Source organism: Candidatus Thiodiazotropha sp. AKIB8 (genome assembly GCF_058244675.1).
The window spans coordinates 120,033-134,293 of sequence record NZ_JBSYOO010000028.1 but is presented as its reverse complement, the minus strand read 5'-3'; the positions used below and the strand labels follow the sequence as shown (position 1 = coordinate 134,293).

The 14,261-nt window shown below is 49.0% G+C and carries 15 protein-coding genes; 12 read left to right on the top strand and 3 right to left on the bottom strand.

The window, feature by feature from the left end; all coding sequences use genetic code 11:
- Positions 1-224 precede the first annotated feature (224 nt).
- The 5 genes from sdhC (at position 225) to AC4IFB_RS06175 (ending at position 3,799) form a co-directional block, all read left to right on the top strand.
- The gene (gene sdhC / locus AC4IFB_RS06195; protein WP_490778190.1) at positions 225-605 is read left to right on the top strand and encodes a succinate dehydrogenase, cytochrome b556 subunit; all 381 of its coding nucleotides are present in this window, start codon (positions 225-227) and stop codon (positions 603-605) included.
- Entirely contained in the window at positions 602-943 is a 342-nt protein-coding gene (gene sdhD / locus AC4IFB_RS06190; RefSeq protein WP_490778191.1) for a succinate dehydrogenase, hydrophobic membrane anchor protein, read from the top strand. The genes sdhC and sdhD overlap by 4 nt, the downstream gene beginning before the upstream one ends.
- 20 nt (positions 944-963) lie before the next feature.
- A complete protein-coding gene (gene sdhA, locus AC4IFB_RS06185; RefSeq protein WP_490778192.1) occupies positions 964-2,724 on the top strand; it encodes a succinate dehydrogenase flavoprotein subunit in 1,761 nt (586 codons plus the stop codon).
- Positions 2,725-2,818: 94 nt separating this feature from the next.
- Positions 2,819-3,511, top strand: coding sequence for a succinate dehydrogenase iron-sulfur subunit (locus AC4IFB_RS06180; RefSeq protein ID WP_490778193.1), 693 nt, complete (start codon positions 2,819-2,821; stop codon positions 3,509-3,511).
- Between the two features lie 24 nt (positions 3,512-3,535).
- Positions 3,536-3,799, top strand: a complete 264-nt coding sequence (locus AC4IFB_RS06175; RefSeq protein ID WP_490778194.1) for an FAD assembly factor SdhE — start codon at positions 3,536-3,538, stop codon at positions 3,797-3,799.
- A gap of 354 nt (positions 3,800-4,153) precedes the next feature.
- Here AC4IFB_RS06175 and AC4IFB_RS06170 read toward each other — a convergent pair whose 3' ends face one another.
- On the bottom strand, positions 4,154-4,690 hold the full coding sequence (locus tag AC4IFB_RS06170; RefSeq protein WP_490778195.1) for a GTP-binding protein: 537 nt from the start codon (positions 4,688-4,690) through the stop codon (positions 4,154-4,156).
- Positions 4,687-5,847 (bottom strand): hypothetical protein, encoded by a 1,161-nt coding sequence (locus AC4IFB_RS06165; RefSeq protein ID WP_490779691.1) that lies wholly within the window; start codon positions 5,845-5,847, stop codon positions 4,687-4,689. Before AC4IFB_RS06165 ends, AC4IFB_RS06170 begins: the two co-directional genes overlap by 4 nt.
- Positions 5,848-6,413: 566 nt before the next feature.
- Between AC4IFB_RS06165 and dnaX the strand changes: the two genes are divergently transcribed.
- From dnaX to AC4IFB_RS06130, 7 genes are all read left to right on the top strand, one after another.
- Positions 6,414-8,084, top strand: coding sequence for a DNA polymerase III subunit gamma/tau (gene dnaX, locus AC4IFB_RS06160; protein WP_490779690.1), 1,671 nt, complete (start codon positions 6,414-6,416; stop codon positions 8,082-8,084).
- 152 nt (positions 8,085-8,236) lie between these two features.
- Positions 8,237-8,560 carry a YbaB/EbfC family nucleoid-associated protein gene (locus tag AC4IFB_RS06155; protein WP_490778198.1) on the top strand — a complete coding sequence of 108 codons (324 nt, stop codon included), beginning with the start codon at positions 8,237-8,239 and terminating at the stop codon, positions 8,558-8,560.
- Positions 8,561-8,622: 62 nt separating this feature from the next.
- Positions 8,623-9,219 carry a recombination mediator RecR gene (gene recR, locus AC4IFB_RS06150; RefSeq protein WP_490778199.1) on the top strand — a complete coding sequence of 199 codons (597 nt, stop codon included), beginning with the start codon at positions 8,623-8,625 and terminating at the stop codon, positions 9,217-9,219.
- A gap of 9 nt (positions 9,220-9,228) precedes the next feature.
- Positions 9,229-9,573 (top strand): histidine triad nucleotide-binding protein, encoded by a 345-nt coding sequence (locus tag AC4IFB_RS06145; protein ID WP_490778200.1) that lies wholly within the window; start codon positions 9,229-9,231, stop codon positions 9,571-9,573.
- 58 nt (positions 9,574-9,631) lie between these two features.
- Positions 9,632-12,361, top strand: coding sequence for a heavy metal translocating P-type ATPase (locus AC4IFB_RS06140; RefSeq protein WP_490779689.1), 2,730 nt, complete (start codon positions 9,632-9,634; stop codon positions 12,359-12,361).
- 27 nt (positions 12,362-12,388) lie between these two features.
- Entirely contained in the window at positions 12,389-12,592 is a 204-nt protein-coding gene (locus tag AC4IFB_RS06135) for a CopZ family metallochaperone (protein ID WP_490779688.1), read from the top strand.
- Between the two features lie 109 nt (positions 12,593-12,701).
- Positions 12,702-13,016 carry a hypothetical protein gene (locus tag AC4IFB_RS06130; protein ID WP_490779687.1) on the top strand — a complete coding sequence of 105 codons (315 nt, stop codon included), beginning with the start codon at positions 12,702-12,704 and terminating at the stop codon, positions 13,014-13,016.
- 75 nt (positions 13,017-13,091) lie between these two features.
- On the opposite strand, the gene AC4IFB_RS06125 is transcribed toward AC4IFB_RS06130, so the two are convergent.
- Positions 13,092-13,877 carry a hypothetical protein gene (locus AC4IFB_RS06125; protein ID WP_490779686.1) on the bottom strand — a complete coding sequence of 262 codons (786 nt, stop codon included), beginning with the start codon at positions 13,875-13,877 and terminating at the stop codon, positions 13,092-13,094.
- Between the last annotated feature and the right edge of the window lie 384 nt (positions 13,878-14,261).

The window sequence follows — 14,261 nt, the reverse complement described above, 5'->3', positions numbered from 1 at the left end:
AAAGCATCAGCTTTAGAATCTCCTCATCCTATTTTTCTTCCTGAGGAAGAGAGCGTTAATGGCCAGCAGTGATAAGAGATCGCTATATGTCACTCATAAAAATCAGCTGCTTCATTAATATACAGTTAATAACTTGCTACTTTTAGGCTTGTTTGATTCGTTGACGGGTACAGCGTTTTAGTTCCCCATCGTTTATTTTGAATTTAATTTTGGAATACACCACTATGCTAGACACGAAACCAAGACCTGTCTTTCTTAATCTCGTTAAAATACGACTGCCTATGGCAGGCATCATGTCGATTATTCATCGTGCTACAGGTGTGGTAATGGTGCTCTCCATTCCACTGCTTATTTATCTATTTGATCTCTCCCTCTCAAGTGCAGATGGTTTTGCAACCGTAAAAGCTTTTTTCAGTTTGGGCTTGGTTAAGCTTGTTCTGTTTTTAATGTTGTGGGCACTGATGCACCATCTGCTGGCGGGTATACGTTATCTGCTGATTGATATCGATATTGGCGTTGATAAACCATTCTATCGTCAAACGGCCTGGGGAGTGACTCTGGCAGCCCCGGTATTGGCACTGATACTTATGGGGGGTCTGCTATGAGTCGTCGTGCGAGTGGTTTGAGGGCTTGGTTTCTGCAACGTGCCAGCGCCATCTATCTGATGCTGTTTTTCCTCTATTTGCTTCAGCATTTAATCTTTCACGCACCATCAGATCATCTTGCCTGGCAGAGCTGGGTGGCTCAGCCACTGGTAGGTTTTGGGCTGCTGCTCTTTTTTGCCTCGTTATTGATACACGCCTGGGTCGGTATTCGTGATGTGTTGATTGATTATGTGCATCCAACTGCAATTCGCGTCTCCTTGCTGACCCTGATCGGCTTTGTACTTACCGGCTGCGCACTCTGGGTGCTGCAGGTCATTATTCTTGCGCATGTCGCTTGAACAGAAAAGGTTAACCATACATGGCACTTGAAAAACAACGATTCGATACGCTCATTCTGGGAGCTGGCGGAGCCGGTCTGAATGCAGCTTTACAACTCGCGAATGCCAATCTGAAGGTGGCGGTTGTATCCAAAGTCTTTCCAACCCGCTCTCATACAGTGGCTGCCCAGGGTGGTGTTAATGCGGCCTTAGCCAATGTGTTGCCTGATAACTGGCATTGGCATATGTTCGACACAGTGAAAGGATCCGACTATCTGGGTGACCAGGATGCGATTGAGTATATGTGTCGTGAAGCGATTCCGACGGTGTACGAACTTGAGCATAACGGCGTACCCTTCTCAAGACTGCCCAATGGCAAGATCTACCAGAGAGCCTTTGGTGGCCAGAGTCAGAATTTTGGTGGGGATCAGGCAGCTCGAACCTGTGCTGCGGCAGACCGTACCGGTCATGCCATTCTGCATACACTCTATCAGCAGAATATTCGGGCCAAGACCCACTTTTATGATGAATACTTTGCTGTCGACCTGATCAAGGATGAAGAGGGTGTGATTCTTGGTGCTCTGGTGCTCAATATCGCCACCGGTGAACCTCTGCTGATCGAATCCAAAACGACACTGTTAGCCACGGGTGGCTGCGGTCAGGTATTTCGTACCACCAGCAATGCGCATATTAATACTGGCGATGGTATGGCGATGGCGCTGCGTGCCGGATTGCCTCTGATGGATATGGAGTTTTTCCAATTTCACCCAACAGGTATAGCCGGTAAAGGCATGCTGATTACAGAAGGTGTGCGCGGTGAAGGCGGATATCTAATCAACAAGAATGGCGAGCGGTTTATGGAGAAGTATGCCCCTAACGCTAAAGATCTTGCGAGCCGGGATGTGGTAGCCCGCTCTATCGTAACTGAGGTGAGAGATGGGCTAGGATGTGGCCCGGATGGTGATCACGTGATGTTGAAGGTTGATCATCTGGGTGAGGATGTAATTGCAAAACGTCTACCTGGTATCCGAGAGAGCTCTAAAATCTTTGCTGGTGTCGATCCGGTACAGGATGCGATACCGGTGTTTCCCACCGCGCATTACGTCATGGGAGGAATCCCGACAGATCGCTTTGGCCGTGTGATGCCAAGCTCCAGTGATGAGGGTGATCCACTGCCAGGTCTCTATGCTGCAGGTGAATGTGCCTGCGCATCAGTGCATGGCGCCAATCGTTTAGGTGGAAACTCATTGCTAGATATTCTTGTATTTGGCCGATTGGCAGGACACAACATTATTGAGTATGTGAAGGATAACTGCTCTCATCGCCCGTTAGAGAGTGCCAATGTTGATCAGGCTGTTAATCGTCTTGAAAGATGGAACCTTAAAGGAGATGGGATTACTGTCAGCGAGCTACGCAAGGAATTCCGCAAGACCATGGAGGATCATGCCGGGGTATTCAGAGTGGAAGAGATGATGGCTGAAGGGGTTGAAAAAATTAAGGCGATACGTGAAAAACTACAGGATGTTCGTCTTACTGATCACTCCAATACCTTCAATACAAATCGTACAGAAGCACTTGAACTGGAAAATCTGATTGATGTGGGCTTATCGATTGCAGTCTCTGCCTTACATCGTAAAGAGAGTCGTGGTGCCCATTCGCGCCCGGATTATCCGAATCGGGAAGATGGTGAGTGGATGAAGCACACCTTGTATTGGAAAGAGGCAGACAAGTTGGAATACAAGGGCGTAAGAGTACAGCCCCTGACTGTAGAGAGTTTTCCGCCAAAAGAGCGTGTGTATTGATTGAGTTCCATCTGGTTGATGAGGTTGTGCGTTTCTGCAAATCAACCTGATAAACAAAACTCAAAAATACATATTTAGTGATGAGGTTTTTAATATGAAAGTCAGCGTATATCGCTACAACCCTGAAAAAGACAATGAACCCTATATGCAGGAGTTCGAAATTGAAACTCGTCAAGGCATGATGTTGCGGGACGCTTTGTTGGCAGTTCAGGAGCAGGATGAATCATTCACCTTCAGACACTCTTGCGGTGAGGGGGTATGTGGCTCCGATGGTGTCAACGTCAATGGCAGTAATAAACTTGCCTGTATTACCCCATTGAGTGAATTGAAAGAGCCTGTTGAAGTAAGACCTTTCCCTGGTCGTCCGGTAATCCGTGATCTTGTTGTGGACATGAGCCAGTTCTATGCCCAATACAAACAGGTTGATCCCTGGCTGATTCGTAAAGAGCCTTTACCAGAGCAAGAGATTCTTCAATCCCCCGAAGATCGTGACAAACTGGATGGACTCTATGAGTGTATCATGTGCGGCTGTTGCTCTACCTCCTGCCCCTCTTTCTGGTGGAATCCTGACAAATTTCTTGGACCTCAGGCCCTGTTGAGTGCCTGTCGATTTCTAGCGGACAGTCGTGATCAGGCCAGTGATGAGAGATTGGATAATCTGGAAGGGCCTTACAAACTGTTTCGTTGCCACACCATCATGAATTGTGTTGAGTCCTGCCCCAAAGGGCTTAATCCAACCAAAGCAATCGGTCATATTAAGGCGATCATGCTGAAAGATGCGATTTAGTAGGGTATTGAGAGGTTAGTTTTAGTGGTTATAGAGGATAGTGAGTTAGATAACATAGACCGTTTACGCTGGCAGTGTCGACGAGGGATGCTGGAGCTGGATGTGTTGCTGGAGGCGTTTCTCGATCAGCACTATTCAGAATTGCCTCCCCGTATGCAGAGGCACTTCATACAGCTACTCGATTTTCCTGATCCGATTATTCACGCCTGGTGTGTCGGCGGAGAAAAACCAGATGATGATGAGTTTGCTGAATTGGTTGATTCGATTCGGGCTACTTCTGTAGCCTGAATGACAGAAGAGACAAATTGATTCTATTGCCCACTATCTATGGTGGAGCATTGCGCCACTCAACATTTCATTTAGAGATGTGGAAGTCGTATATTTCATCTCACTGCCTAAGAATGCTGTAAGAGGCCAGTTTTGTTAATACATTCAGAGTAAATTTAAAACAGAATCCACGCACCGCATGGTGCGGCAGGGCCGCACCCTACTTATCGAACTTCTCTTAACCTTCAGATCTACAGATTTAGAGAGCGCTTCTCATAATTGTGCAAAAGAGCTTGATTAGCGATTCATACTATCCAGCTCAATAAGAATAGTGACCAATGCATTGGAGAGCTTAAACATCTCTGTCATGGCATATCATTCATCCAAACAAGGATCCAAACTGTAGAGTAGTGCCTCAAGTAGTATCGAGATATCTTTTTTGTCACGGGCATCGATATCAAAAACCGGTATCTTTACGCCAGAGTTTTCAAGCTGGAGGTGGTAGTCTTCTATCATCGGCGTGTTGGCCAGATCCATTTGAGTCACCCCAACAACGACTTTACCCTGGGCAATGAATTCTTTGAAGGCATTCAGAAAGAAGTGGAGATCCCGAAACGGGTCAGGTCTCTGGTTGCTAATCAGTAAAACCAGTCCAATGCCTCCCTGGGTCAAAATCTCCCACATGAAATCGAAGCGTTCTTGGCCTGGCGTACCGTAGAGATGGATTTGTTCATTGCCTTGCAATTTTATCAATCCGTAATCCATCGCCACAGTGGTACCGTTTTTTCGTGAGCGTGTCATGTCAGTAGCCAATTCATCAGTGGAAACCGGTGCGATATCACTGATGGTTGTGATGGCAGTGGTCTTTCCTGCTCCGACGGGGCCGCTAAAAATAATCTTGAAGTCACTCATGATTCGTCCTTGTGTCCTCTTAAGGTGTTCAATAGACGACTGAAAAGTCCTCGATTCGACGATCGCTCTACACCAGGGGGTGCAATAAAAGTATCAACAGCGCGTCTGGTCTCTCCTGCAAGTTGAACTGCGTTGGTAGCACTGTAAAAGGCGAAGACATATCGCTGGGGGATGTTCAGACTGACCGCGGTGTCGATCAGTGAACGAGGATGTTTAGTCCAAAGTGCTGTAATAGCTAATGCGTATGGGGTGACAACCAGGCGACTGAAATTGGGCCAGCGGCGTAAATAGATAGGTTGGGTCAGACTGGTGCCCGCTGGCAGGCGTCCCCTCGATGCCCATAGGGCCAACTGCCAGACGAAAGCGTATAGAGAGTATTCACGTCTGCCGGTAGTCGGTCTGATATGGTCGTTAATCTGCAGGTCCACTTCAAGGGTTGCGTCTGGCATTGTGCAGTAAGGACGTAACTGACGTTCTCCGGCATCAACCAGTACCCGCTGATGTTCAATTATCAGGTCAATTGCAGGCCAAGGCCCCTCTATGGCCACATTTTTGTTATAGCGCTTCGCATGATTCAGGGCCTGCTGCATATGTCCCTGCAGGTAGTGTTCCGGGTTGTAATAGATCTTCGCCAACTGAGCATTATCATCCGGGTCAATATCTGGTGAAGTTCCGATAAAGGTCTTCTCCTGAGCTTTAGTCATTAAAGTGGCAACCTTGTGGGTATCCAGCTTGGGTGTTGACGCGTGAGTTTTCTGTTGGTTTGCTGGGGGTTGATCATCCGCTTTCAGTTGTAGTTCGCAATCTTCAGGAATTATTGCCCTATCGAGAGCTTGAGCATGCTGGTTAATTGCACTGATTAGTTGAGCTACCGGGATTGGCTTCTGCACAAACAGAGTGTGGCTGTCTGTCAATTTACAAGGTTTGAGTGAGACCAGTATCAGAGGACGTTCAGGATTGCGTTGACGGAACTCTTGCCATAGCCGCTCGCCACCGAAGGCATCCAGGTCAAGTATGCAGATCTCTGAAGACTCCTCTTCCATCAGGACATAACGGTTATGGCATTTGCTATCAAATAACATACGTAGAGCGTTACGCTGTCTCTGATCCATGCCAATCGCAGCCAGTCTTATTGGGGAGTCTTGCCTATTGTCCATGATCTATATCCTCCGTGTGGGGTTCATTGATGAAACTGCGCCATTCGGTTTCTGCAGGGCAGCTTTATTATTAAATTGGCGACTTAGTCTCTTGACCGGCTTGCAGCTACAGGCAATCAGCGGTGCTGATTGTTCAGCATCAGAAATGTTGGTTGTGGCAATCCTCTGCAACGAATTAAGAGAAGATACCCTGGGCATAAGGGTGCGTTCATCGGATGATGATTGGGGGCGGGGTATCAGTGATAGCATTGTCTGCTCAGCTGGTCCATGCCTTTGCTGTTCCATGTTGTATTAATCAGCAGGTAAGGATGTGGCGATCTTGTTTCGCCCATCAACGGCATACCCGGAGCTTAGATAGAGTGCTTTGGAATATCCCAGGCCTGGAAATTCTGATAGGCGCAGTGGGATTTCACCCCAGCTCTTCATAACATAGCGTTAGGAAGAGCTAACTCTTTAGTCCCTTCTTTCCTGAGCATTCAATTTCACGGGACTCTGATCGGTTGTGAATCCACCCCGGATTCAGGTTAAACTCTCCATCTAATCGGTAGCTTACAGAGCGTTTTTTTATGTCATACCAGGTTCTTGCCCGCAAATGGAGACCACAACTATTTGGCCAGTTGGTCGGACAGCAGCACGTGGTGACGGCATTGAACAATGCCCTGGAGCATGAGCGTTTGCACCATGCCTACCTGTTCACTGGTACCCGGGGTGTGGGTAAGACCACCTTAGCCAGAATCTTTGCCAAATCTCTGAATTGTGAGAAAGGCATCAGCGCCATACCCTGTGGTGTCTGTGATGCCTGCCGTGAGATTGATGAGGGACGCTTTGTTGATCTGTTGGAGGTGGACGCCGCCTCCCGTACCAAGGTCGATCAGACCCGTGAGCTGTTGGAGAATGTCCCTTATGCACCGGTGCGGGGGCGATATAAAGTTTATCTGATAGATGAAGTTCACATGTTTTCTGCTAGTAGTTTCAATGCGTTACTGAAGACTCTTGAGGAGCCTCCTCCGCATGTGAAATTTATTCTAGCGACAACCGATCCACAAAAAGTCCCGGTTACAGTGCTTTCGCGTTGCCTGCAGTTCAATCTGAAGCGCCTCAGCCGGGAGCAGATCGAAGGCCAGCTGAGACATATCCTGGGTGAGGAAAAGATTCCGTTTGATGATGAGTCTCTGGCGCTGCTGGCCAGAGGGGCAGATGGCAGTATGCGCGACGGTCTGAGTCTGTTGGATCAGGCTATCGCATTTGGTGGTGGGGTCGTTCAGGCTGAAGCAGTGAAGTCGATGATAGGTGTAATCGGAACTGATCGCATCGACAGGCTTGTGGAGGCTCTGCAAGAGGGGCAGGGAGCGGCACTGCTGGAACGCATCGCAGAGATGGCAGAGATGGCGGTCGATTTCAGTCAGGCCTTGCAGGAGTTACTTGCCATGCTGCATCAGATTGCCGTACTGCAGCTGGTATCCGGGTATCAGCCTGATGACGGTTATGATCTGGGACGCCTAAACTATTTTGCAGATGCGATCTCCCCTGAAGATGTGCAACTCTACTACCAGGTTGGTTTGATGGGGCAGAGAGAGTTGAATCTGGCTCCTGATCCCCGCAGTGGATTTGAAATGGTATTGTTGAGGATGCTGGCGTTTCGACCTGAGAATGGTGGTTCTGATATCAATCGACCTGCAGGTAGCGCCTCTGCCAGGTCTGCTCAACCCAGGCCCCGCTCTGTTGCACCCTCATCGCAAGAGCCATCTAAGCCTCGGTCTGTTGCCCCGGCATCCCCTGCGCCAGCAAAGCCCAAGCCGGTACAAACTGTAGTTGAGCCTGATAAACCGGTTGCTCAGTTGTCTGATCCAGCTGATTGGGAGGCATTTTCGGCCTCTCTGCAACTTGGAGGTATTACCCGTCAGTTGGTACAAAATTGTGCATTTGGCAGTTGGGATGGCAAGACCCTCAGTCTTACCCTGGATGCCTCAAGAAGACAACTCAGGGTGGGTCAATCGGAAATGCGTTTTCTGGAGAGTATTCGCAAACGCTTGGGTGATTCAGTTCAGCTCTCGATTTCAGAGGCAGTTCCTGAGAATGAGACCCCGGCCATGCGCCATACGCGTCAGCAGGAAGAGCGCCAGCAGCAGGCTGAGTCGAGTATGGAATCCGATCCGATGGTTCGGGAGATGGAGGAGCGTTTTTCTGCAAAATTGATGTCGGATAGTGTACGACCTGTAGATGACGCTGCTGGGTGAATTTACTAATTCAGATTGTGATAAGTATTCTATAACTCGTTGTAATATATATGTATAGTGCGCGAGCTAAAGTCAATTGTTAAGTTTGTTTTTCGCACTCGTGAGGCGCAATTGCGTCGACGACTGTCTAATTTGAATAAGAGGTGTTCAGCATGAAAGGCGGTATTGGTAATTTAATGAAGCAGGCGCAAAAGATGCAGGCTGAAATGCAGGAGACTCAGGAGCGTCTTGCTCAGGAAGAGGTGACCGGTGAATCTGGTGGCGGCATGGTGAAGGTGACCATGAACGGCAAACACGAGGTGCGCCGTATAGAGATCGATGACAGTCTGATGGGTGACGACAAGGAGATGCTCGAAGATCTGGTTGCAGCAGCCGTCAACGATGCTGCGCAGCGGGTCAGCCATAAGATGCAAGAGAGCATGTCCGGATTGACTGCGGGTCTCGGGCTACCCCCTGGCATGAAACTGCCTTTCTGACTTTATGATACAAGACTACTGTTGCCTGGTTGTGCCCGTGGTTTTAGTCTACAGGTCGGTTAATGCCTAGTCCTTCATTGCTGGATCAGTTGATGATTGCCCTACGTTGCCTGCCCGGTGTGGGGGCAAAAAGTGCCCAACGGATGGCCTATCACCTGCTTGAACGGGATAGGGAAGGGGGGCGAGCACTATCGCGGCTGCTGGCAGATGCCATGGAGCAGATTGGCCACTGCCGCCAATGCAGAACACTGAGTGAAGATGAATATTGTCAGCTCTGTTCCAATCCCCGGCGCGATCAGAGTCTGCTCTGTATCGTGGAGAGCCCGGCTGATCAGATGATGATCGAGCAGGCGGCTGACTACCAGGGGGGCTATTTTGTGTTAGGTGGCCACCTCTCTCCTCTGGATGGCATAGGGCCAAAAGAGATCGGACTTGATCTATTACAAGAGCGATTTGCCTCCGCTGCTGTCAAAGAGATTATTCTGGCAACCAATCCTACAGTTGAGGGAGAGGCTACAGCCCAGTATATCCATGACATGGCTCTGCAGCATGGCATCAAAACAACCCGTATTGCCCAGGGGGTGCCTATGGGGGGTGAACTGGAATATGTGGATGGTGCAACTCTGGCCCATGCTTTTCGCGGACGATCGGAATTTTGAGGAGACAATATGAGTGACTGCCTGTTCTGTAAGTTTGTCAGTGGTGAAATCGAACCCCAGACTGTTTATGAAGACGATGATGTGCTGGCCTTTCGGGATATTAACCCCCAAGCCCCCTGTCATGTTCTAATTGTGCCCAAAAGGCACATTTCAACCCTGAATGATCTCAAGCCTGAAGATGCTGAACTGATGGGTAAACTCTATCTGGCAGCTGCAAAAGTTGCAAAGCAGGAGGGTCTGGACGAAGCGGGTTATCGCACCGTTATAAACTGTAATGAACAGGCGGGACAGACCGTGTTCCACATTCATCTGCATCTGCTTGGTGGTCGGCAGATGAAATGGCCTCCAGGGTAATCCTCAACCATTTCTGATTGCCGCTTCCCATCTCAAATAATCACTACGAGTCTAAGTCGTGAACAATAGCGTTGCTTCAAACTACCGTCTGTTGGTAGATGGCATGTCCTGTATGCACTGTGTCGCCTCAGTTGAAAAAGCTGTGTCTAATCTACCCGGGGTAAGTCAGGTCGAAGTCGACCTTGAATCGGGGATGGTCACAGTGACCGGGGGCTCTGCCTCGGAGTCAGTTGCAGCCATTGTGGAAGCGGGTTTTGGAGCAACGCCCCTACTCGATGCTGAACTTCCTATTCTGCAAACCGATCCCGACAGTTGTGAAGTTGAATCTCAAAACAACGACCGGCTTTCCGAAGAGGGCTATCAACTGACTGTGGAGGATATGAGCTGCGCCAGTTGTGTTGCGGCTGTAGAGCGAGCCATCTGTTCCGTACCTGGGGTGGAGTCAGCCGCGGTCAATCTGGTGGAAAGACGGGCTCAGGTGGTGGGGGGATCACCTCAAGCGGTGGCACAGGCGGTGGTTGATCAGGGGTATGGTGCCCAGTTGATCGAATCACACCCAGACAGTAGTGAGCTCCAGCTTGAATTTGATCAGCAGGGCCTCTCCCAGCATGATCAACAGCAGGCGCTGCAGACTCTGTTTTCCATGTGGGATACCCAAGCGGAGTATCATTTTGATGATCCCCTGTGGCGCCTCAACACCTCATTGCATCCCGCTGATCTGCTGATCGAGTTGCAGCAGACAGGCTATCGGGCCAGATTAGTGGAGCCGTTCGACGATCCCTATGCACAGGAGGCACTGGCTGCGGCCAATGAGATTAGACGTTCCTGGCAGAGGGCGTTGCTGGCTGGTGTTGTGGGTCTTGGTCTGATGGCGATGGAGATGACTGGCCAAACTCCAGCGTTACGGGCGGCTGGCGGTCAAAGCTATTGGTTGGCGGTGGCCATCATCTGTTTGTTGGTGATGCGTTTCAGTGGTGGTCACTACTATCTTGGGGCTTTGAAGCAACTCAAGCACTACTCTGCCAATATGGATAGCCTGATCGCCCTGGGTACGGGTACTGCATGGTTCTCTTCTCTGGTTATCGTAATGCAGCCTGAAGGGGGAGTTATTCAGGGTGAAAAGCTCTATTTTGATGCCTCAGTATTGATTCTGGCTTTCCTTCAATTCGGCCATGTGCTCGAGACCCGCGCAAAACGTACCACCAGTGAAGCGGTAGGCAGTCTGGTGGGTTTGGCTCCGAAGCTGGCCCAGGTAGTACGGGATAAGGCATCGGTTGCCATTCCAGTCTCACTGTTGTCCGTTGGCGATCTCATACAGGTACGTCCCGGTGAAAAGATCCCCATTGATGGTGAGGTGGTGGCGGGGGCTTCAAGTGTTGATGAGGCGATGCTTACCGGCGAGTCCATGCCCCAGCAGAAACAGCCTGGAGATCAGGTGATTGGTGGCAGCGTCAATCGCTCCGGACAACTGCGTTATCGAGTCACACGTTTGGGTGATGAGACAACCCTGGCACATATTATTGCCATGGTCAGGCAGGCACAAATGAGCAAGCCTGAGATAGGTCGTCTGGTGGATCGTGTCTCCGCAGTATTTGTACCGGTTGTTGTGCTCATAGCCTTGACTACATTTTTTATTTGGCTGATTTTCGGGCCAGCACCATCCTTGCCGTTTGCGTTGACAGCAGGGATAGCTGTGTTGGTGATTGCCTGCCCCTGTGCTCTGGGTCTGGCTACACCGATTGCCATCATGGTGGGTACAAGCAGGGCAGCCCAGTTGAATGTGCTGATCAGAAACAGTGATGGATTACAATCCGCCAGCAGGCTGACTCATCTGGTGGTGGATAAAACCGGTACCCTGACCCAGGGTTCTCCGAAGGTCACCCATGTCTATGTTGATGGACTCACTGAGCGTGAGTTACTGGCATTTGCTGCGAGTGTGGAGGCGGTCTCCTCTCATCCGCTGGCAGAGGCGATCGTCGATCATGCCAAAACTGAAGCTATCGATCTCTCATCTGTAGAGGATTTCCGGAATCTTGAAGGCCTGGGTGTTGAAGGAAAGGTTGCTGAATCTTTAGTGCAGTTGGGTGGTGGGCAATATCTCCAATCACTGGGGATCGCACCCTCACAGTCACTACAGCAATCCGCAGAAGAGCAGGCAATGAAAGCAGGAAGTCTCGTCTGGGTGGTGGTTGATGGGTTGTTAAAAGGGCTGATAATACTCAGAGATCCTTTACGGGAAGATACCCCTCAGGCGATAAAAGCACTTCGTAATCATGGGGTTGAAGTTATTATATGTACTGGAGACAACGCCCGCACCGCCCAGGTTGTAGCCGATCGACTGGGTATAGAGCAGGTATATAGCGAGTTACTGCCGAAACAGAAACTGGATGTAGTGAGGTCTCTACAACAGCAAGGAAACCGTGTGGGTATGGTCGGAGATGGGGTGAATGATGCACCGGCTTTGGCCCAGGCTGATACTGGATTTGCGATTGGTAGCGGAACAGATGTGGCCATCGAACATGCCGATATTACCCTGGTGGGTGACTCTCTTTTCAACGTCTCAACTGCAATTACTATTTCCAGGGCCACTCTAAGGAATATCAAGCAGAATCTTTTCGGCGCTTTTGTCTATAATATTATTGGCATCCCTATGGCTGCCGGGCTGCTCTATCCTCTCACGGGCTGGCTGTTGCCCCCCATGTTTGCCAGTGCCGCTATGGCTATGTCGTCCGTAACAGTGGTCGCCAATGCCAATCGGCTGAGATTTTTCAAGCCGAGAGCTGATTAGAGTTTTTGTTTCAGACAGGAGATTATATTGACCACAACACTGAAGGTTTCAGGTATGACCTGTCCCCATTGTGTGAGCAATGTCAGTAAAGCCCTGCAGGCTGTGGCCGGGGTTGAAGAGGCTCAGGTGATGCTCGAAGAGGGGAGAGCAGTGGTGACTGGTGCTGCGGATCAAGCGGTGCTGATTCAAGCTGTGGTTGATGCCGGTTACTCTGTGGAGGCAGCTTCCTGAGGCTGTTGAACCTAGATTCCTCAGTTGACCGCACTATCCATAAGCAAGATATTGATATGACACAGATTTTTACTCGTACGCATCTTTACCTGCTGGGTGAATCAAGCTGATGCAAGTTTCCCACGCACTAGTAACAATCCCCAACCTCGCGGCCTCGCTTGAGCAGCAGAGAAATGCTGCCTCACATCTTGTTCAGGCTTTGCCATTGGCTTCCCAGGTCAGTGGCAGTGAGTCGACACTGCGTAGTGTGGAAAATGTTAAACAGGCTGAGAAATATCTGCAGAGACAACAATCCGAACGGCAATTGACTCAAGTCAGAGACGATCCCCGCAGTCAGCGGGCAGTGACGAGCTATCAATCAGTACAAGCGGCTCATAAGAGAGATTATGTGAGTGAAGTATTGGGGATCGATGTCTACGCCTAGTGGGCCAAAAAGGCACTCTCACTAGATGGTTTTTTGAATGACCTCCCTGTCATTCATTTTATGCAAAAAAAGTTTTCAGGTTGAGGCGGGTTGCATCGCCTCACGGATATTGGTGTGCGCTAAGATTTTATCATCATTGCGCAGGATGAGTTCGATGATATGCTCCCCTTGCATCACGCGAGGATTGATACCTGTCTCTTTCATGACTTCATAGCTCTCGAAAAAACGCTTCCAGGTGATTTTGCGAACTTGAAATTTTGAGCGTATCTCCGGACTGTTGGTCTCGAGGAAAAGACGGTCAATCTGTTTCCACTCCTGGTAGAGTTTTGGGTACTCCATACCAAGTTGATCTAAACGGGATTGGCACTGCATATGGTTTAGGTCATTGACTAATTTACCTTCCATGAAGAGAAGAGCTTGACGTACTGTTGTGGTGGGTGGACGATTATTCCACTCCTCTACCTTTAGAGGGTCGCTGAATATTTCACGAATCACATAGTGAGCCATAGTCTGATTCATCTTGAAGGTATAAGGGATATTAAAGTGTTTCAGGATATCCACCTGCCGGCCATCAGGGGGAGAGAATAGACCCAGGATATTCATCGCCTGACCTTTTGTGAGGGGGCGATTCAAACGAACTCCTTTTTCAGCTAGCTCGTTGAGTATTGCTTCAGTTGCAGGCTCATTTTGCCAGGCTTCATCTGATTCGCGAGGCAAGCTTAATGCTGTTTCAATCTGTTCTTCTAATTCATCAAATTTAATATTGCTACTAGAATTGTCAGTGCTATTGAATTGTACTTTTTTAAACATAAACAATAGACCGCAGAACAACAATACGGTAAGAAAACTGGCTATTTCCATGGGGAGCTCCCTTTGTTATCAATTATTAAGGGTTGAGTATAAGCAGATAGCCTGCTACTAATGTGAGAACTGACACACATAATGTAGGGTAATTGTCAATAGGCGAATGAAATGATTAGCTGAAAACTTTAGCTGTTTTTTGACTTGGTTATGAAGGAATGTGACTTGATTCTTATTTTGTGGTGTTTCAGATCACTACGGACCTGATTATCCCAGCCCTTTGCAGAGGAAGTGGATGTTAAGGAATAAAAGTAATATTAGATATTTGGAAATTAGTGTCATGAAGAAAATTCCTGGCGGGATGCATTTTTAGAGATGATGACGAAATCGAATCGACTCTTTCTTTTAATCTCTCTGTTCATACTGGCGACTGATAGTTTCTTC